This window comes from Pseudomonas sp. S3E12, assembly GCF_001702295.1.
GTDB lineage: Bacteria > Pseudomonadota > Gammaproteobacteria > Pseudomonadales > Pseudomonadaceae > Aquipseudomonas > Aquipseudomonas marginalis.
Genome location: NZ_MBDT01000032.1, coordinates 220,258 through 239,664, shown reverse-complemented (window position 1 = coordinate 239,664; position 19,407 = coordinate 220,258). Strand labels below are relative to the sequence as shown.

12 protein-coding genes are annotated in these 19,407 nt (G+C 61.8%); 5 read left to right on the top strand and 7 right to left on the bottom strand.

Features of this window, described 5'->3' with window-relative positions:
* Nucleotides 1-22 precede the first annotated feature (22 nt).
* Both ccoG and mapR read left to right on the top strand, forming a co-directional pair.
* Nucleotides 23-1,432 (top strand): cytochrome c oxidase accessory protein CcoG, encoded by a 1,410-nt coding sequence (ccoG, locus tag BB029_RS25510; RefSeq protein WP_065941279.1) that lies wholly within the window; start codon nucleotides 23-25, stop codon nucleotides 1,430-1,432.
* Nucleotides 1,433-1,508: 76 nt separating this feature from the next.
* Nucleotides 1,509-2,918 (top strand): GntR family transcriptional regulator MpaR, encoded by a 1,410-nt coding sequence (gene mapR / locus BB029_RS25505; protein ID WP_065941278.1) that lies wholly within the window; start codon nucleotides 1,509-1,511, stop codon nucleotides 2,916-2,918.
* Nucleotides 2,919-3,041: 123 nt separating this feature from the next.
* Here mapR and BB029_RS25500 read toward each other — a convergent pair whose 3' ends face one another.
* Together BB029_RS25500 and BB029_RS25495 are read right to left on the bottom strand one after the other, a co-directional pair.
* Complete coding sequence (locus BB029_RS25500) at nucleotides 3,042-3,788, bottom strand: SDR family oxidoreductase (RefSeq protein WP_065941277.1); 747 nt, start codon at nucleotides 3,786-3,788, stop codon at nucleotides 3,042-3,044.
* A gap of 54 nt (nucleotides 3,789-3,842) precedes the next feature.
* Nucleotides 3,843-5,939 (bottom strand): bifunctional diguanylate cyclase/phosphodiesterase, encoded by a 2,097-nt coding sequence (locus BB029_RS25495; protein WP_065941276.1) that lies wholly within the window; start codon nucleotides 5,937-5,939, stop codon nucleotides 3,843-3,845.
* A 465-nt stretch (nucleotides 5,940-6,404) separates the two neighbouring features.
* Between BB029_RS25495 and BB029_RS25490 the strand changes: the two genes are divergently transcribed.
* On the top strand, nucleotides 6,405-6,926 hold the full coding sequence (locus BB029_RS25490; protein ID WP_065941275.1) for a hypothetical protein: 522 nt from the start codon (nucleotides 6,405-6,407) through the stop codon (nucleotides 6,924-6,926).
* 85 nt (nucleotides 6,927-7,011) lie between these two features.
* On the opposite strand, the gene BB029_RS25485 is transcribed toward BB029_RS25490, so the two are convergent.
* The 5 genes from BB029_RS25485 to tpx form a co-directional block, all read right to left on the bottom strand.
* Nucleotides 7,012-8,577 (bottom strand): efflux transporter outer membrane subunit, encoded by a 1,566-nt coding sequence (locus BB029_RS25485; RefSeq protein ID WP_083236491.1) that lies wholly within the window; start codon nucleotides 8,575-8,577, stop codon nucleotides 7,012-7,014.
* A complete protein-coding gene (locus BB029_RS25480) occupies nucleotides 8,574-11,681 on the bottom strand; it encodes an efflux RND transporter permease subunit (RefSeq protein ID WP_065941274.1) in 3,108 nt (1,035 codons plus the stop codon). The genes BB029_RS25485 and BB029_RS25480 overlap by 4 nt, the downstream gene beginning before the upstream one ends.
* Entirely contained in the window at nucleotides 11,678-14,779 is a 3,102-nt protein-coding gene (locus BB029_RS25475; RefSeq protein ID WP_065941273.1) for an MdtB/MuxB family multidrug efflux RND transporter permease subunit, read from the bottom strand. The genes BB029_RS25480 and BB029_RS25475 overlap by 4 nt, the downstream gene beginning before the upstream one ends.
* On the bottom strand, nucleotides 14,776-16,074 hold the full coding sequence (locus BB029_RS25470; RefSeq protein WP_027606396.1) for an MdtA/MuxA family multidrug efflux RND transporter periplasmic adaptor subunit: 1,299 nt from the start codon (nucleotides 16,072-16,074) through the stop codon (nucleotides 14,776-14,778). The genes BB029_RS25475 and BB029_RS25470 overlap by 4 nt, the downstream gene beginning before the upstream one ends.
* Nucleotides 16,075-16,306: 232 nt before the next feature.
* Complete coding sequence (gene tpx / locus BB029_RS25465; protein ID WP_065927848.1) at nucleotides 16,307-16,807, bottom strand: thiol peroxidase; 501 nt, start codon at nucleotides 16,805-16,807, stop codon at nucleotides 16,307-16,309.
* Between the two features lie 159 nt (nucleotides 16,808-16,966).
* Here tpx and BB029_RS25460 point away from each other — a divergent pair, with 159 nt between their 5' ends.
* Together BB029_RS25460 and BB029_RS25455 are read left to right on the top strand one after the other, a co-directional pair.
* Nucleotides 16,967-18,256: a glycosyltransferase gene (locus BB029_RS25460; protein WP_065941272.1), complete on the top strand. Its 1,290-nt coding sequence runs from the start codon at nucleotides 16,967-16,969 to the stop codon at nucleotides 18,254-18,256.
* 72 nt (nucleotides 18,257-18,328) lie between these two features.
* A complete protein-coding gene (locus BB029_RS25455) occupies nucleotides 18,329-19,234 on the top strand; it encodes an AraC family transcriptional regulator (RefSeq protein ID WP_065941271.1) in 906 nt (301 codons plus the stop codon).
* Nucleotides 19,235-19,407 lie beyond the last annotated feature (173 nt).

Sequence of the window (19,407 nt, the reverse complement as noted above, 5' to 3'; positions counted from 1 at the left end):
GGAGGCTGATGAGCGAACGACCATGAGCGAACGAATCCCAACCGTGGAAACCTTTGAGCCGATACACCCAAAGAAGGTGAAGGCCAAATCCAGCGACAACCTGATCCATACCCGCAGTTTCACCGGCCTGTTCCGCACCTTGCGCGTGGCCGGCGCGGGCTTTCTGTTCCTGGCGTTCTTCGGCACGGTGTGGCTGAACTGGGGTGGGCGGCAAGCCGTGCTGTGGGATTTGGCGGAAAGCAAATTCCATATTTTCGGCGCCACCTTCTGGCCCCAGGATTTCATCCTGTTATCCGCTTTGCTGATCATCTGTGCCTTCGGCCTGTTTGCGATTACGGTGTTCGCCGGCCGCGTGTGGTGTGGCTACACCTGTCCGCAAAGCTCGTTTACCTGGCTGTTCATGTGGTGCGAAAAGGTCACCGAGGGCGAGCGCAACCAGCGTATCAAGCTGCAAGCGGCGCCCTGGAGCCTGAACAAACTCGCGCGACGCTCGGCCAAACACACGTTGTGGCTGGGCATCAGCGTGCTCACCGGGCTGACCTTTGTCGGCTACTTCACGCCGATCCGCCCCCTGGCCGCCGAACTGCTGACCTGGCAAATGGGCGGCGTGAGTCTGTTCTGGGTGCTGTTTTTTACCGCCGCCACCTACATCAACGCCGGCTGGCTGCGTGAAGCGGTGTGCATGCACATGTGTCCGTATGCGCGGTTCCAGAGCGTGATGTTCGATAAAGACACCCTGACCATTTCCTACGATAGCGCCCGTGGCGAGCATCGCGGCCCGCGTAAACGCGAGGTCACGCCAGCCGCTGTCGGCCTCGGCGACTGTATTGACTGCCAGCTGTGCGTGCAGGTCTGCCCCACCGGCATCGACATCCGCGACGGCCTACAAATGGAGTGCATCGGCTGCGCGGCGTGCATCGACGCCTGCGATTCGATCATGGACAAGATGGGCTATGCGCGGGGCTTGGTGAGCTACACCTCCGAGCATCAACTGCAAGGCGGCAAGACCCACCTGCTCAGGCCGCGCCTGATCGGCTACAGTGCGGTGCTGCTGGTGATGATTGCGGCGTTGGTGGTGGCATTGGTGGAGCGGCCAATGGTGTCGCTGGACGTGACCAAGGACCGCGGCATGTTCCGCGAGAACGCCCAGGGCCAGATCGAAAACATCTACAGCCTCAAGGTCATCAACAAGACACAGCAGCGCCAGGAATACCGGGTGGAGCTGCTGGATGCAGAGGGTTTCCAACTGCAAGGCAAGACCGAGATCAGCCTGGCACCGGGGGAAATCGTCGATGTGCCGGTGTCGGTGGCGTTGCTGGCCGACAAGCCGGCGAGCAGCTCGCAGACAGTGCGCTTCAAGGTTTCGGATGTGGACGAGCCGTGGATCTACAGCGCCGCCGACAGCCGCTTTGTGGCACCACTGAACCGCTGAGACCTCGCTGTCGGAAATGATGCCGATCAAATGTGAGAGGGGCTGCACTCATATTACCTATTTGTTTAAGGCCAACATGAAACGCTACGAAAAATTCGCCGACGACATCGCAGAACTGATCCGCTCCGGCGTGCTCGGCCCCGGCCAGCGTGTGCCGTCGGTGCGCTATGCCAGCCAGACCTATGGCGTCAGCCCGTCCACGGTGTTCCAGGCCTACTACCTGTTGGAGCGTCGCGGGTTGATCCGGGCACGGCCGCGCTCCGGCTACTTCGTCAACACCCATGCACCCAGCCCGTTCTCCGAACCGGTGGTGAGCGAGCAGGTGCATGAGTCCACCGAAGTCGATGTCAGCGAACTGGTGTTCTCGGTACTCGATTCGATCAAAGACCCCAACACCGTGCCCTTCGGCTCGGCCTTCCCCAGCCCCATGCTGTTCCCGCTGCCGCGCCTGGCCCGCTCCCTGGCCAGCGCCAGCCGCGAGATGGACCCGCGCCTGGTGGTCACCGATATGTCGCCGGGCAACCCGCAACTGCGTCGGCAGATTGCCCTGCGCTATATGGTCGGCGGCCTGATGCTGCCCATGGAGGAGCTGCTGATCACCAACGGCGCCCTGGAAGCGTTGAACCTGTGCCTGCAGGCGGTCACCGAACCGGGCGACCTGGTGGCGATCGAGGCCCCGGCGTTCTACGCCTGCCTGCAAGTGCTGGAGCGCCTGAAGCTCAAGGCGGTGGAAATCCCGGTGCACCCGCGCGACGGCATCGACCTCAACGCCCTGGCGCAAACCCTGGAGCGCTACCCGATCAAGGCCTGCTGGACCATGACCAGCTTCCAGAACCCCATGGGCGCCACATTGCCGGAAGCAAAGAAGCAGGCGCTGGTCGAGTTATTGCGCAGCCACCAGGTGCCGTTGATCGAGGACGATGTCTATGCCGAGCTGTACTACGGGCAGCAGGCCCCCAAGCCGGCCAAGGCCTTCGACACCGAAGGCCTGGTGATGCACTGCGGCTCCTTCGCCAAGAGCCTGGCGCCGGGCTATCGCGTCGGCTGGGTGGCGGCCGGGCGCTATGCGCAGAAAGTCGAGCGCTTGAAGTTGATGACCTCGCTGTGCCCCTCGATGCCGGCGCAAGCGGCGATTGCCGACTACCTGCAACACGGCGGCTATGACCGCCACTTACGTAAACTGCGCTATGCCCTGGAAGAACAGCAAAGCGCCATGCTGGCGGCGATCGCCCGCTACTTCCCGGCGCAGACACGGGTGAGCCAACCGGCCGGCGGGTATTTCCTGTGGCTGGAATTGCCGGAGCAGACCGATTCGCTGAAGTTGTTCCAGATGGCGCTGGCGCAAGGCATCAGCATTGCGCCGGGGCCGATCTTTTCGGCGACCCAGCGCTTTCGCAACTGTATTCGCCTGAACTACGGCAGCCCGTGGACCGAGGCCTCGGAGAAAGCGATGGAAACGTTGGGGCGGATTGTGCGGTCGTTTTGAGGGATGACGTTGCGCTTTCTGACGCCATCGGGGGCAAGCCCCCTCCCACATTTTGGGCTGTGAATACTCTCAAGTGTGGGAGGGGGCTTGCCCCCGATGGCGCCGGTGCAGGCACTGCATGAGCTAGCGACCGCCCCCCAAATCCAGAAAAGTCCCCGTGGCATACGAAGCCTTGTCCGACAGCAACCAGATAATCGCTTCCGCCACTTCATCGGGCCGCCCGCCACGGGCCATGGGAATACCGGACTCGAGCTTGCTGACCCGGTCCGGGTCGCCGCTCAGGGCGTGGAAGTCGGTGAAGATGTAGCCGGGGCGCACCGCGTTGACGCGGATGCCCTCGCCCGCCACTTCTTTCGACAGGCCGAGGGTGAAGGTGTCGAGTGCGCCCTTGGATGCGGCGTAGTCGACGTACTCACCCGGCGAACCCAGGCGTGCGGCCACCGAAGACACGTTGACGATACTGCCGCCCTGCCCGCCATGCTTGGGCGACATCCGCAGCAGCGCGTGCTTGGCACACAGGATCGGACCGAGCACATTGGTCTTGAGAATGTTCAGGATGCGGAACTCGGACATCTCATCCACCCGCGACTTGTGCCCCACGGTGCCGGCATTGTTGACCAACGCGGTGACGCGGCCCAGTTCGGCGTCCACACGATGAAACAGCGCAATCACTTCATCTTCGATACTGACATCCGCGCGCACCGCAATCGCCTGGGCACCGAGGCCGCGAACCTGCTCGAGCACGCTGTGGGCGGCTTTTTCATCGGAGTGATAGTTGATGCAGAGGCGATAGCCCTCGCGGGCAGCCAGCAATGCCGTCTCGGCGCCGATACCACGGCTCCCCCCGGTGATGATGAGGACTTTGTCCATGCGTGCGGTCTCCTGATCCAACCTGGTGTTTAGGGTTGGATCCGATACTAACCGTCACGCACGGCTTTTGTCAGGCGCCGCTGCGTCTTCACCGCGCTGGATATGGTCCATGAAACCGTCCGCCGGCAACGGGTGGCCGAGCAGGTAGCCTTGCAGGGAGTTACACCCCAACCGTGTGAGAAAACTCTGCTGCACATCGGTTTCCACACCTTCAGCGACGATTCGCAGCCCCAGCGCCTGGCCCAAGGCAACAATGGCAGACACGATGGCGGCGTCGTCGCTGTCATGCTCCAGGTCACGCACAAAACCACGGTCGATCTTCAACTCGTTGGCCGGCAGGCGCTTGAGGTACATCAGGCTGGAGTAGCCGGTACCGAAATCGTCGATGGAGAGGTCCACGCCCATGTCCGACAGCTGCTGCAACACCGTCATGCTCGCATCGGCATCGCTCATCGCGGTGGTCTCGGTGATTTCCAGGGTCAGGCTGTTGGCCGGCAACCGGTGCCGCGCCAGGGCGCCGGCCACGCTGTTGACCAGCCCGGCGTGGCAAAACTGCAACGCCGACAAGTTCACCGCGATGCGCCAGTGCTCATAACCCTGGGCGTACCACAGGCTCATTTGGCGACAGGCTTCATTGAGCACCCATTCGCCGATGGGGATGATCAGGCCGGTTTTTTCCGCCAGGTCGATAAAGGTCGCTGGCAACAACACGCCTTGTTGCGGATGCTCCCAGCGCACCAACGCTTCGGCGCCCACCGGGATCCCACTGATCGCATCAAACTTGGGCTGGTAATACAGCCGGAACTGCTCGTGCTCAAGGGCATTGCGCAGGTCTTGCAGCAGTTGCAATTGCTTGCGCGCATTGGTGTTCATCGACACATCAAAGAAGCTGTAGCCGTTCTTGCCCATGCCCTTGGCATGGTACATGGCGGCGTCGGCGTTCATCAGCAGTTCCTGGGGGGTGTTGCCATTGCCCGGGAACATGGCGATGCCGACGCTGGCGGAAATCTTCAGCTCATGCTCGGCCACCTGGAACGCGCGGTTGATCAGCACCACCTGGCGCTCGGCAAGGCCGAGGGCATCATCGGGCTGGGTCAACTGCACCAGCAATACAAACTCATCGCCGCCGATGCGCGCCAGGGTGTCGTGACTGCGCAGGTCTTCGCGCAGGCGCAGGCCGACTTCGCGCAACAACTGGTCGCCCATGTGGTGGCCAAAGGCATCGTTGACCGGCTTGAAGCCATCCAGGTCGATGAACATCAGGGCAAAGCAACCGCCCTGCTCCTTTACCGCCTCGATGGCCTGTTGAATACGATCGGCCAGCAAGGTGCGATTGGGCAGGCCGGTGAGCATATCGTGCAGGGCCAGGTGGGTCAGTTCCTGGTTGGCTTGGGTCAACGAGTCGGCGAGCACCGCAGTGCGGGCTTCCAGGCGCGCGTCGAGCAACGACGTCAGCAACGCGATGGCCAGTACCGCCAGGGTCGTCACCAACACCAGGTTATCCAGGCCCTTGCCGCTCAAACCGTCCAGCACGGCGGCGCAGTAACTCTCGTCGGCAAAGCGTGCGGCCGCCATGCCGGTGTAATGCATGCCGACGATTGCAAAGCCCATCACCACCGCCGCACCACCACGGGCCAGGCGTACGTAAGGCGTGTTACGGCGCAGGTTGAACGCAATCAACAGCGCGGCTCCGGACGCCACCACCGCGATCAGCAACGACAGGCCAAATAGCGTGGGGTCATAGTCGATGCCCGGCGTCATGCGCATCGCGGCCATGCCGGTGTAGTGCATGCTGGCAATACCGCTGCCCATGACCAGCGCGCCAAACGCCAGTTGCCAGGCAGGCAAACGCGCTTGGCTGACCAGCCATAATGCAAAGCCGCAGGACAATACCGCGATCAACAACGACAGCGCGGTGATACCGATGTCGAAGCCCAAGGCAAACGGCAGGCGCAACGCCAGCATGCCGATAAAGTGCATGGACCAGACGCCTACCCCCATCGCCATGGCCCCGCCGGCTATCCATAAATACACAGCGCGCCCCTTGGCGGTCGCGATGCGGCCGGTGAGGTCCAGGGCGGTGTAGGAAGCGAGGATCGCGACAAACAGCGAGATCGCGACCAGCGAGGGGGAATAGCTACCGATAAGCATGGGACTTCTCGTGGGCAACGGACCCGAAACGCCCGTGCCAAGTGGCAAAGCGGGCGATTGTAGCGAGAATAATTCTTGGACAGTTGATTAATTATCAGAGGGCCACTAGTGGCAATTTGACGTCAATCTCCTGGCTCAAAGGCCCATGCGTTTTCAGGTACGCCCAAGTGCTATCCCACTTCGGATCACTGAGCAAACAGATGCAAACCATGCGCCTTTAGCAAGCCTATCCCCACGGCGTCGAATCCATCAGCTTAGAGGTGGCTATGGCTTACGCTGAATGGGCACACAGCAAAACTGCACCGAGACTTACCCCATACAAAAATGGATTTTTAATTCCACATAATTCTAGAAAACTGTCATTTCTTACAGGTGTTTATTGAGACTGCTTGGGTGAAGCTTATGGGTATATTCTGCCGGAGTTTCAAAAAATGGCTGTCATAGCGATTTTGTACCCCATGAACCATGAAAATATTGGCCCCCCTGAAAGGAACGCAAAGTATCCGAGAGCAGGGTGGAAAAATTAACGCTTATAGAATTGAGGCGATTGGTGAGGCCACAACGGTCACCGAGATAAAACCCTTTGTCGAGAAAGTCGTTGCAGAACACGGCTCATTGAAAATTGAAGATGGCGAATATGTAATGGGTACTCATCTATGCTACAACCGAGAAGAGTATGAGGTGTGGGGGAGAATCGATGGCTTTGAAGACAAGGTCGTAACCTATTGTTCTCGAGCCGGTAAAGAGTACGAGATTAAAGACTCGGACACTCGAATTTTAAAATTCAGAGTCTCCGGTAAGATAGCAGAAATTCTAAAATACGTGCCTTTGAACTCTAATCTTCTTATATATGCCAATACACCCCCCCTTTCTTCGGGAGGGGAGCTAACAGCATTTGATCATGAATGCCTCACACTGGGCACTAAAGACCCGGAGATATTCACGGCATATAAATTTGCTAATTTGACATCTATCAGAATTGTATGATGCCGCCTTGTATATCAATAAGTATGGGGGGCTGCCATATCAGCGAAGCAAGCTCCCTGCCTAGGAATCCGCGTCTCCCTCGAGATCAATCCTCCTCGGCAATCGGCGTCTGCCCATCCCAGCCACCGCCCAGCGCGGCGATCAGTTGCACGCTGGCCACCAGGCGACTCTGCAACAGGGTCAATACGGTGCGCTCGTTGCTCAGCGCCGTGGCCTGGACAGTCACCACATCCAGATAGGCAATCAGCCCGGCCTTGTACTGGTTCTGGGTCAAGCGCAGCGATTCTCGGGCGGCCTCGAGGGCTTCGTTGCTGACCACCGCCTCGTCTTCCAGCACCTTAAGCTGGACCATGTAGTTTTCCACTTCACGGAAGCCGTCGAGCACGGTCTGGCGGTACTTGGCCACGGTTTCGTCGTAGGACGCCACGGTGCGGTCGACTTCCGCCGAGCGCTGGCCGCCGTCGAACAGGGTCATGGCCAGTTTCGGCCCTACCGACCAGAAGCGGTTCGGCAGGCTGATCCAGTCGGCATAGGTGCTGCTGGAATAGCCACCGGCCAGGCTCAGCGTCAGGTCCGGGTAATAGGCGGCCTTGGCCACGCCGATATTGGCGTTGGCGGCGATCACCGAACGTTCGGCCGAGGCGATGTCCGGGCGCCGTTCAAGCAATTGCGACGGCAGGCTGACCGGAATCTGCGGCAGGGCCGGGATGTCCTTGCTCACCGCCAGGTTGAAGTTGGCCGGTGCCTCGCCGATCAACACGGCGATGGCATTTTCCAGTTGAGCGCGTTGCCAGATCAGGTCGATCAGGCTGGCCTGGGTGGTCTTGAGCTGGGTTTGCGCCTGGGCCACCGCGTCCTTGCCGGAAACCCCGGCGCGGTACTGGTTTTCGGTCATTTGCAGGGAGCGCTGGTAGGTGTCCAGCGTGGCTTGCAGCAGGCGGGTCTGCTCGTCCATGACCCGCAGTTGCAGGTAGCTTTGCACCAGTTCCGACTGTTGGCTCAGGCGCATCGCGGCCAGATCCGCCGAGCTGGCTTCGGCACTGGCCTCGTTGGCCTCCAGGCCACGGCGCAACTTGCCCCAGATATCGGCTTCCCAGCTCACGCCGAGCTGCGCATTGAGGGTGTCACGGATCCCGCTGCTGGAACTGCTGAGGCTGGCGCTGCTGCTGCCGGTGCCCTGGCTGGCGCGGGTTTTACCGGCGCTCAGGTCGACGGTGGGGTAAAACGCCCCGCGTGAGCTGCGCACCAGGGCCTGGGCCTGGCGAAAACGCGCTTCGGCCTGGGCCACGGTCTGGTTGGAATTATTCAGGCGCAGCACCAGGTCGTTGAGTTGGCGGTCGCCGTACAGCTCCCACCAGGCACCACGGGCCAGGGAATCACTCGGCGCGGCCTGGCGCCAGCCTTGGGCTTCCTTGAACTGCGCGGGTTCAGTGACTTCCGGGCGCTTGTAATCCGGGCCGACGGCACAGGCGCTGAGCAACAACGCCAACCCTACTGTAGGAGCGAGCTTGCTCGCGAAGGTCGTTAACGATAACGCGCCGAGCCTGAATGAACGCGGTGCCTGCCGTTTTTTCGCGAGCAAGCTCCCTCCTACAGGGGCGAGTGCCGTGTCGGAAGCCAGCAGTGCATTGGCGAAGGTTGAATCGGTCATAGCGCAGTGTCCAGGGCAGCATCGGTACGCACACCGCGCCAGGCGTTGAAGCGGTGGCGCGCGCGGTCGAGATAGAGGTAAACCACCGGGGTGGTGTAGAGGGTCAGGACCTGGCTGAAAATCAGGCCGCCAATGATGGTCAGGCCCAGGGGATGGCGCATTTCCGCGCCATCGCCGGTGCCCAGCAGCAGCGGCAAGGCGCCGAGGATGGCCGCCAGGGTGGTCATCAGGATCGGCCGCAGACGCAACAGGCAGGCGCTGCGAATCGATTCCAGCGGGCCCAGGCCGTCGTTGCGCTCCAGCTGCAACGCCAGGTCGATCATCAGGATCGCGTTCTTCTTCACCACCCCGATCAACAGGAACAGGCCGAGCAGGGAAATCAGGCTGAACTCCCCTCCCGTCAGGTAGATGGCCAGCATCGCGCCGACACCGGCCGACGGCAGGGTCGAGAGGATCGTCAGCGGGTGAATATAGCTCTCATACAGAATGCCCAGCACCAGGTACACCGCCACCAGCGCGCCGAGGATCATGAACGGCTGGCCCTTCTGCGTGGCCGCAAAGGCATCGGCGGTGCCGGCCATCTTGGCAATCACATCTTCCGGCAGGCCAACCTTGGCAATCGCCCGCTCGATGGCCGCCGTGCCCTGCTCCACCGTGACGCCGGGGGCCATGTCGAAGGCGATGTTTTCCGAGGCGAACTGGCCTTCGTGGCTGACGCGGTCGTCCGCCAGGCTGTTCTCGTAATGGGCAATGGTCGACAACGGCACCCGCGCGCCGGTGGAGGTGATCACCTGCATCTGGTTGAGGGTGATCGGGTCCTGGGCGTATTTGGGGTTGACCTCCATCACCACCTGGTACTGGTTGAGGCTGTCGTAGATGGTGGAAATCTGCCGCTGGCTGTAGGCGTTGTTGAGCACCGCGGTGACCATGTCCATGTCGATGCCCAGACGCTTGGCCTGGTCACGGTCGACAATCAGCGTGACCTGGGCCGCGCCCCGGCCTTCGCGGGCGTCGATGGCGGTCAGCTCCGGTAGCTCACGCAGCACCGCGACCACTTTCGGGTACCACAGGCGCAGCGCGGCCAGGTCGCCGCTTTGCAGGATGTACGAATACTGCGCGCTGGTCTGGTCACGGCTGCCGCCAAATTGCAGGTCCTGGTCGGCCATCAGGAACAGGCGCCCGCCCGGCACCAGCGGCACATCCTTGCGCAGGCGCTCGATCACCGCCTGGGCGGACACCTTGCGTTCGCTGATGGGCTTGAGGCGAACCAGCATCACCGCGTTGTTGGTACCGTTGTTGCCGCCGATAAAGCCGGCCACGCTGAGCACTGCCGGGTCGTTGAGCACCGCCTTGCGGAAGATTTCCATCTTCGGCTGCATGACGCTGAACGACAGGCCGTCATCCCCGCGCACAAAGCCGATCAATTGGCCGGTGTCCTGTTGCGGCATAAAGGTTTTCGGGACCACCACGTACAGCGCCACGTTCACGCCAATGGTCAGCAGCAGGCTGAGCAAGGTCAGGCGGCGATGGCGCAGCACCCAGTCCAGGCTGGTGGCGTAGCCGGCCACCATGCGGTCGTTGATCTTCTGGCTCCAACGCTGCAGGCCGGTCATCTGCCCTTTCACGTGGGGCTTGAGCCAACGGGCGCAGAGCATCGGCGTCAACGTCAGCGACACGATCAGCGACACGATGATCGCCGCCGACAAGGTGATGGAAAACTCGCGGAACAGGTTGGTGACGATCCCGCCCATGAACAGGATCGAGAGGAACACCGCCACCAGCGATACGTTCATCGACAGTAAGGTAAACCCGACTTCCTCGGCACCCAGGTAGGCGGCCTTCATCGGCGGCACGCCCGCGTCGATATGCCGGGAAATGTTCTCCAGCACCACGATGGCATCGTCCACCACCAGGCCGGTGGCCAGGATCAGCGCCATCAGCGAGAAGTTGTTCAGTGAGAAACCGTACAGGTACATGATCGCAAACGTGCCCACCAGCGACACCGGCACCGCCAGGGTTGGAATCAGCGAGGCGCGGAAGTTGCCGAGGAACAGGTACACCACCAGGATCACCAGGCCCACCGCAATCAGCAGGGTCATCTCGGCTTCATGCAGGGTCGCGGTGATCACCGGCGAGCGGTCCATGGCCAGGCTGAGCTTGACGCTGGACGGCAGCACCGCCTGCAGCGCCGGCAGTTGCGCCTTGATCTGCCTGACGGTCTCGATGATGTTGGCGCCGGACTGGCGGTTGATCACCAGCAGCACCGCCGAATCGTTGTTGAAGAAGCCACTGTTGTAGCGGTCTTCCACGCCGTCGCTGATCTTCGCCACATCCTTGAGGCGCAGGGCGGCGCCGTCCTGGTAGCGGATCAGCAGCGGCTCGTAGTCCTTGGCCTTTTCCAGCTGGTCGTTGGCCTGGATCTGCCAGTTGCGCTCACTGTCTTCCAGGGAGCCCTTGGGCCGGCGCTGGTTGGCATTAGCGATGGTGTTGCGTACGTCGTCCAGGGCCACGCCGTACTGGTCGAGGGCCTTGGGTTCCAGCTCGATACGCACCGCCGGCAGGGAGCTGCCGCCGATCTGCACTTCACCCACACCCGGCACCTGGGACAGGCTTTGGGAGAGGATGGTCGAGGCCAGGTCGTACAACTGGCCCTTCTGCAACACGTCCGAGGTCAGCGACAGCACCATGATCGGCGCCTGGGACGGGTTGATCTTCTTGTAGGTGGGCATGCTGCGCATGCCGCTGGGCAGCAGGTTGCGCGAGGCATTGATGGCTGCTTGCACTTCCCGCGCGGCACCGTTGATATCACGGTCTGAATCGAATGCCAGGATGACCCGGGTGGAACCCTGGCTCGACGAACTGCTCATGGTGGTGATGCCGGCAATCGCGCCGAAGGAGCGCTCCAGCGGCGTGGCCACCGTGGAGGCCATCACCTCGGGGCTGGCGCCGGGCAGGCTGGCCGAGACCACGATCACCGGGAAATCGATCTGCGGCAGCGGCGACACCGGCAGCAGGTTGAAGCTGACACCGCCCAGCAACATGATCGCCAGGCTCAGCAGCAGGGTCGCTACCGGCCGGCGAATGAAAGGTCCGGACAGGTTCATGACTCAACCGGCTCCAGGCTTTGCGGCTCTTTGCGCCAGCGGCGGCCGAGGCGATCGAAATACAGGTAGATCACCGGCGTGGTGAACAGCGTCAACACCTGGCTCACCAGCAGGCCGCCGACCATCACCAGGCCCAGGGGCTGGCGAAGTTCGGCACCGGAGCCGGTGGCCAGCATCAATGGCACTGCACCGAACAGGGCGGCCAGGGTGGTCATCAGGATCGGCCGGAAGCGCAGCAGCGCCGCCTGGTAGATCGCGGTCTGCGGGTCCAGGCCCTGGTTGCGTTCGGCGTCGAGGGCGAAGTCGATCATCATGATCGCGTTCTTCTTGACGATACCGATCAGCAGGATGATGCCGATGATCGCGATCATGCCCAGGTCGTTGCCACTGAGCAGCAAGGCCAGCAAGGCCCCCACCGCGGCCGAGGGCAAGGTCGAGAGAATGGTGATCGGGTGGATATAGCTCTCGTAGAGCACACCCAGCACGATGTACATGGTGACCACCGCCGCCAGGATCAGCAGCAAGGTGCTCGACAGCGACGCTTCGAACGCCTGGGCAGCGCCCTGGAACTGGGTCTGCACGCCCACCGGCATGCCGATGTCCTTCTGCGCCTGGTTGATCAGCTCCACGCCTTTGCCCAGCGCAACGCCGGGGGCCAGGTTGAACGACATCATTACCGCCGGGAACTGGCCGATGTGCGCAATCGCCAACTGCGCCTGGCGCTGCTCAACATGGGCCAGGCTGGACAGGCGCACCTGGCCGCCGTCGATGGTCTTCACATGGATCTGGTTCAGCGCCGCCGGGCCGAGGGTTTCCCCCGACTGGGCCTGCAAGACCACGCGGTACTGGCTGGCCTGGGTGTAGATGGTGGAAATCTGCCGCTGGCCGAACGCGTCATACAGTGCGTCGGTGATGGTCGACACACTCACCCCGAGGCGCGAGGCCGCATCGCGGTCGATCACCAGGTACACCTGCAGGCCCTTGTCCTGCAGGTCGCTGGCGACGTCGGTGAGTTCCGGCATCTGGCTCAGTGCGTGCACCAGCTTGCCGCTCCACAGGGCCAACAGGTCGGCGTCCGGCGAGGACATGCTGAACTGGTACTGGGTGCGGCTGACACGGTCTTCGATGGTCAGGTCCTGCACCGGCTGCATGAACAGGCGGATGCCCACCAGCTTGTCGATCTGCGGTTGCAGGCGCGTGATCACCTGGGCTGCGCTCAAGTCGCGCTGGCCGTGGGGCTTGAGGTTGATCAGCAAGCGGCCGCTGTTGAGGGTGGCGTTATCGCCATCCACGCCGATATAGGACGACAGGCTTTGCACCGCCGGGTCGGTGAGGATGATCTGCGCCAGTTCCTGCTGGCGCTGGCTCATGGCGGCGAATGAAATCGACTGCGGCGCTTCGGAGATACCCTGGATCACCCCGGTGTCCTGCACCGGGAAAAAGCCCTTGGGCACCACCAGGTACAGCACCACCGTAAGGCCCAGGGTCGCAATGGCCACCAACAGGGTCAGCGGCTGGTGCCTGAGCACCCATTGCAACTTGCGCCCGTAGGCTTCGATCAGCCAATCGATCCAGGCGCCGCTGGCCTTGTAGAAACGGCTCTGCTCTTCTTCCTTGGGCTCGCGCTTGAGCAAACGCGCGCACATCATCGGCGTGAGCGTCAGGGACACCACCAGGGAAATCAGGATCGCCACCGCCAGGGTGATGGCAAATTCGCGGAACAGCCGTCCCACCACGTCAGCCATGAACAGCAGCGGGATCAATACGGCGATCAGTGACAGGGTCAGGGAAATCAGGGTGAAGCCGATCTGCCTGGCGCCCTTGAGCGCAGCGGCCAGCGGCGTCTCGCCTTCCTCGATGTAGCGGGAAATGTTCTCCAGCATCACGATGGCATCGTCCACCACGAAACCGGTGGCAATGGTCAGGGCCATCAGCGTCAGGTTATTGATGGAGAACCCGGCCAGGTACATCACCCCGAAGGTGCCCACCAGCGACAGCGGCACGGCAATCGACGGAATGATCGTGGCGCTGACCCGCCGCAGGAACAGGAACGTCACCATCACCACCAGAGCGATGGCGATCAGCAATTCGTGCTGCACATCGGTGACCGAGGCGCGGATGGTCTGGGTGCGGTCGGTAAGCACCGTCACGTCGAGGCCGGCCGGCAGGTTGTCGGTGATGCTCGGCAGCAGCGCCTTGATGCGGTCGACCACCTCGATCACGTTGGCGCCCGGCTGGCGCTGGATATTGAGGAGTACGGCCTGGTTTTCATTGGCCCAGGCGGCAAGGCGTTCGTTTTCGGCGCCGTCGACGATCTGTGCCACATCCTTGAGGCGCAGAGGCGCGCCATTGTTGTAGGCCAGGATCAGCTCGGCGTATTGCTGGGGCGACACCAACTGGTCGTTGGCATCGAGCATCGACACCCGCGTGGGGCCGTCGAAGTTGCCCTTGGGCTGGTTGACGTTGGACGCGGCGATCAGGGTGCGCACATCGGAGAGATTCAAGCCGTTGGCCGCCAGGGCTTCGGGGTTGACCTTGATGCGCACGGCCTGGCGCTGGCCACCGGCGATGCTGACCATGCCGACGCCGCTGATCTGCGCGATCTTCTGCGCCATGCGTGTGTCGACCAGGTCATTGAGCTTGGGCAGCAGCATGGTCTTGGAGGTAATGGCCAGGGTCAGCACCGGGGTATCCGCCGGGTTGACCTTGTTGTACACCGGCGGCGCCGGCAAATCCTTGGGCAGCAGGTTGGTGGCGGCATTGATTGCAGCCTGCACCTGTTGCTCGGCGACATCCATATTGATGTCGAGGTTGAAACGCAGGGTCAGCACCGAGGCGCCGCCGGAACTGGTGGACGCCATCTGGGTCAGGCCGGGCATCTGTCCGAACTGGCGCTCAAGGGGCGCGGTGACCGCGCTGGTCATCACATCGGGGCTGGCACCGGGGTACAGGGTCATCACCCGGATCGTCGGGTAATCCACCTGGGGCAGCGCCGAGACCGGCAACAAGCGGTAGGAAATAATGCCGGCCAAAACAATCGCCAGCATGCTCAGCGTGGTGGCGACCGGGCGAAGGATAAACAGCCGCGACAGGTTCATGAACCGACCTTTTGCGCCTTGCCGGCGGTGGTGCCGGTCTCCCCTTTAGCCGCAGGCTTGCCTTGCAGGTGTTCGGTGGGGGTGGTCGGCACTTCGCTGCTGTCGTTGACCACTTCGATCTCGCTGCCGTCCTTGAGGCGGTCGGTGCCTTCCAGCACCACGCGGTCGCCGGCGACCAGGCCTTCCTTGATCACGGTGTTGTCGCCATCGGTGTCACCCACCACCAGCGGCTGGACCTTGACCTTCTTGTCGCCATCGAGCTTGTAGACAAAGGTGCCGGTGTTGCCGAACTGAATCGCGGCGGACGGCGCCAGCACCACGTTGTGCAAGGTATCGGCGAGCAGATGCACATTGACGAACTGGTTGGGGAACAGCGCCTGGTCTTTGTTATCGAAACGCGCCTTGAATTTCAGGGTGCCGGTGGTGACGTCGATCTGGTTGTCCAGGCTTTGCAGCACGCCGGTGGCCTGCCGTTTGACGTCGCCACGGTCCCAGGCTTCCACGGGCAGCTTGTTGCCGGCGTGATAACGGGCGAGCACGGTTTCCAGGGTGTTTTCCGGCAGGGTGAAGGCCACGCTGATCGGTTGGGTCTGGGTGATCACCGCGAGGAAGGTGGTGTCGTTGGCCGCCACCAGGTTGCCCACATCGACCTGGCGCAAGCCGACGCGACCACTGATAGGCGCGCGGATCTTGGTGAACTCGAGGTTGAGCTTGGCATCGTCCACCGCGCCCTGGTTGGTCTTGACCGTGCCCTGGTATTGCAGGACCAGCGCTTCGGCGGTGTCCAGGGTCTGCTTGGCGATACTGTCCTGGGCGTAGAGGTCGCGATAACGCTGCACGTCGACCTGGGCGTTTTTCAACTGGGCCTGGTTCTGCATCAGCGTGCCCTGGGCCTGGAGCAAGGCATTCTGGTAGCTGCGCGGGTCGATCTCGGCCAGCAGGTCGCCGGCCTTGACCATCTGCCCTTCTTCAAAGGCGATCTTGACCAGTTCGCCCCCCACCCGGCTGCGCACATTGATGGTATTGAGCGCGGTGACCGTGCCCAAGGCCTTGTAGTACACCGGGAACTCCCCCAGTACCGCCGGCGCTACACGCACCGGCACCGGGCCGGTGGACCCGCCGAACCCCGGGCGCGCCATGCCGGTTTTACCGGTATGCCCGGCCGGTGCGTCTTTGTGGGCGGCGCCGCCTGGCCAGAATTTCCAGCACAGGCCGGCGATAACCAGCAGCACGAGCAGGCCGAACAGCCAGCGGCGGGAGTTGCGGGGGGAGGATTGCATGGAGTGATCAACCATTGGGCGCGAGAGCTTCTTCTTCGGGAGGCTGAAAGATAAGCACTGGAGCGCGTTAAGAAAAGCGCCTTTACCGGCTATTTACCTTGGGCTTACAACTTTTAACTTCTGCGGCTTAGTCTGCAGGCTATTTCGCTAAACGTCTGAGCCACAAATGAAAACGGCCTGGACTAGGCCAGGCCGCAATCATGTCTTACGGGTGTTACTGCAAAACGACAGTAACGCGCCGCAACAGTTACTTCAAAACAGCCAGGGCCGCTTCGTAGTTCGGCTCCTGGCCGATTTCCGAAACCAGTTCGCTGTGCAGCACGGTGTTGTTTTCGTCCAGCACCACGACCGCACGGGCGGTCAGGCCCTTGAGCGGGCCATCGGTAATCGCTACGCCGTAATCGACGGCGAAACCAGGGTCACGGAAGTCCGACAGGTTCTTCACGTTTTCCAGGCCTTCGGCGCCGCAGAAACGCGCCTGGGCGAATGGCAGGTCGGTGGAGATGCACAGTACGACGGCGTTGTTCAGCTCGTTGGCCTGGGCGTTGAACTTGCGTACCGACGTGGCGCAGGTCGGGGTGTCGACGCTTGGGAAGATGTTCAGCACTTTGCGCTTGCCGGCAAAGGTAGCCAGGGTTGCATCCGACAGGTCGCCGGCGGTCAGGGTGAAGTCTGCTGCTTCAGAGCCGACTTTCGGCAATTCGCCTTCAACCTGGACAGGGTTACCGCGAAGAGTGACTTGAGCCATGAACAGAATCCTTATGCTGGGTTTTGGTTAAACGAATTCGAGAGGCGGAAGTTAACCACAAAGTACCGTGGCTACCTACCGCCAGACACAAATTGTCATGCCACACGGTTGTGGTTTAATTGCGCGCTTTGCGCCTGCCCTCCAAGGAAACCGTTGTCGATGAATCAGCCCGCCACCAAAGTCCTGGTCACTGGTTATGTCTGGCCGGAGCCCCGTTCCTCGGCCGCGGGCGGGCACATGATGCAGATTCTCGAAACTTTTCTTACACAAGGTTGGGATATTACCTTCAGCAGCCCGGCAGCACTGGGCGAGCACAAGGCCGACCTGCTGGCGCTGGGCATCGCCGAATGCGCGATCGAGCTCAATAACAGCAGCTTCGACGATTTTATCCGCGAGTTGGCCCCGGACATCGTGCTGTTCGACCGTTTCATGATGGAAGAACAGTTTGGCTGGCGCGTAGAGAAGTGTTGCCCCGACGCCCTGCGTGTGCTGGAAACCTCCGACCTGCAAAGCCTGCGCGACGCCCGTCAGCAGCGCCTCAAGGCGCACCTCAAGGCCCAGCCGGGCAGCGACGACTTCAGCGCGCTGTTCGCCCCGGCCCTGGAGGAGGAATTCCAACTGATGGCCGACACCGACCTGGCCAAGCGCGAAATCGCCGCGATTTACCGCTGCGACATCAGCCTGATGATCTCCGACGTGGAAATCCGCCTGCTCACCGAACAGTTCAAGCTGCCCGCCGCCCTGCTCCACTGGTGCCCGCTGATGATGACGCCGCCAACCGAGGCCTTCGTACCGTTCGAAGAGCGTGCGCACTTCCTCAGCATCGGTAACTTCCGCCATGCGCCGAACTGGGACGCCGTACTGTGGATGAAGAACAGCGTCTGGCCATTGATTCGCCAGCAATTGCCCGGTGCCCAGCTGCATATCTACGGCGCCTACACCCCGCCCAAGGCCACCGCCCTGCACAACCCGGCGCAGGGCTTTCATGTGATGAACTGGGCCGAAGATGCCCTGCAAGTGATGAGCGCCGCGCGCATCTGCCTGGCCCCCCTGCGCTTTGGCGCGGGTATCAAGGGCAAGCTGGCCGATGCGATGCTGTGCGGCACCCCCAATATCACCACCCCCATCGGCGCCGAGGCCATGGGCGACGAGCGGCCATGGCCCGGCGCCATCGAGCAATGCGCCGACACCCTGGCGGCGGCGGCCGTGGCGCTCTACCAGGATCGCGAACGCTGGACCCAGGCCCAGCAGGATGGGCACCAACTGATTGCCGGCCGTTATGACCGCACTGTCCACGGGCCGGCACTGGTGGAGTGCCTGCAACACTGCCGCAGCCACCTCGCCGCCCATCGCCGCAGCAACTTCACCGGCAGCATGCTGCGCCACCATGCGCATAAAAGTACGCAGTACATGTCCCAGTGGATCGAGGCGAAAAACCGTAGCCTGTAAACCGCGGCGCTGGCGAGGTCGTGCGTGAGGGGGCATTATCCCCAGCAGCAACCACAATAAAGCGACGGCAGCATGACCCGAGCAACGCGAATCACCGACCCTTCCTACGAGCTGATGGACGATCACAACGGCCTGTCCATCATCTATCGCCAGCATGGTTTCCCCTGCCCGCTGGTGCGCTGGCATTTCCATAAGGAATACGAACTGCACCTGATCGTCGCCAGTTCCGGCAAGGTGTTTATCGGCGACTACATCGGCAACTTCTATCCGGAAAGCCTGTTCCTCACGGGGCCCAACCTGCCCCACAACTGGATCAGCCAGGTGGAGGAAGACGAAGTGGTGCCCAAGCGCGACATGCTGGTGAACTTCACCGATGAGCTGTTCGAGCAGGGCAGCCACATTTTTACCGAACTGAAAATGCTGGCACCGTTGCTGGAGCGCGCGCAGTCCGGCATCGAGTTCCGCTGCAAAAAAACCATCGCCCAGGCCATGACCCTGATGCAACGTATCGAAGACGCCCAGGGTATGGCGCGCCTGGGGCATTTCTTTATCTTGCTGGAAGTGTTGAGCAGCTGTGAGGACTACCAGTTGCTGTCCGGCGTCACCACGCCGCAATTGGCGGATGAACACAGCATCGACCGCACCAACCGCGCGGTGGACTACATTTTCGCCCACTACGCGCGCGAGTTGCCCCTGGAGGAAGTGGCGGAACACCTGGGGATGAAGCCGACGTACTTTTCCCGGGTGTTCAAGCAGGCGACCGGGCGCACGTTTATCGAATTCGTCAATCGGCTGCGCATCAGCAAATCCTGCGAATTGCTGGCTGACGGTGATAAAGCCGTGACGGACGTGTGTTTCGAGTCGGGCTTCAACAACATCTCCAACTTCAACCGGCGCTTTCAGCAACTCAAGGGTATGACCCCCTCTCACTACCGCCGCCTGGCGGTACAACGCTTGACCGAGCAGAACCTGGCCTAATGGAGATCGTTCCCAGGTAAGCATGGGCACGATCACCGAGTGCAAAAAAGTATCAGTCCAAGTGTTCCCAAGGATTTGTCACAACCCCATTTGAAGGCTGTAATCAACGCACACTCTTCCTGACTCCCTGCAGGAAGACACAACAACAATAACTGTCCTTCCGTAGCCCCTGG

Excerpts from the sequence above, each read along its gene's own strand:
- ccoG (WP_065941279.1), top strand. The coding sequence starts at position 23 with ATGAGCGAACGAATCCCAACCGTGGAAACCTTTGAGCCGATACACCCA.
- mapR (WP_065941278.1), top strand. The coding sequence starts at position 1,509 with ATGAAACGCTACGAAAAATTCGCCGACGACATCGCAGAACTGATCCGC.
- BB029_RS25500 (WP_065941277.1), bottom strand. The coding sequence starts at position 3,788 with ATGGACAAAGTCCTCATCATCACCGGGGGGAGCCGTGGTATCGGCGCC.
- BB029_RS25495 (WP_065941276.1), bottom strand. The coding sequence starts at position 5,939 with ATGCTTATCGGTAGCTATTCCCCCTCGCTGGTCGCGATCTCGCTGTTT.
- BB029_RS25490 (WP_065941275.1), top strand. The coding sequence starts at position 6,405 with ATGAAAATATTGGCCCCCCTGAAAGGAACGCAAAGTATCCGAGAGCAG.
- BB029_RS25485 (WP_083236491.1), bottom strand. The coding sequence starts at position 8,577 with ATGACCGATTCAACCTTCGCCAATGCACTGCTGGCTTCCGACACGGCA.
- BB029_RS25480 (WP_065941274.1), bottom strand. The coding sequence starts at position 11,681 with ATGAACCTGTCCGGACCTTTCATTCGCCGGCCGGTAGCGACCCTGCTG.
- BB029_RS25475 (WP_065941273.1), bottom strand. The coding sequence starts at position 14,779 with ATGAACCTGTCGCGGCTGTTTATCCTTCGCCCGGTCGCCACCACGCTG.
- BB029_RS25470 (WP_027606396.1), bottom strand. The coding sequence starts at position 16,074 with ATGGTTGATCACTCCATGCAATCCTCCCCCCGCAACTCCCGCCGCTGG.
- tpx (WP_065927848.1), bottom strand. The coding sequence starts at position 16,807 with ATGGCTCAAGTCACTCTTCGCGGTAACCCTGTCCAGGTTGAAGGCGAA.
- BB029_RS25460 (WP_065941272.1), top strand. The coding sequence starts at position 16,967 with ATGAATCAGCCCGCCACCAAAGTCCTGGTCACTGGTTATGTCTGGCCG.
- BB029_RS25455 (WP_065941271.1), top strand. The coding sequence starts at position 18,329 with ATGACCCGAGCAACGCGAATCACCGACCCTTCCTACGAGCTGATGGAC.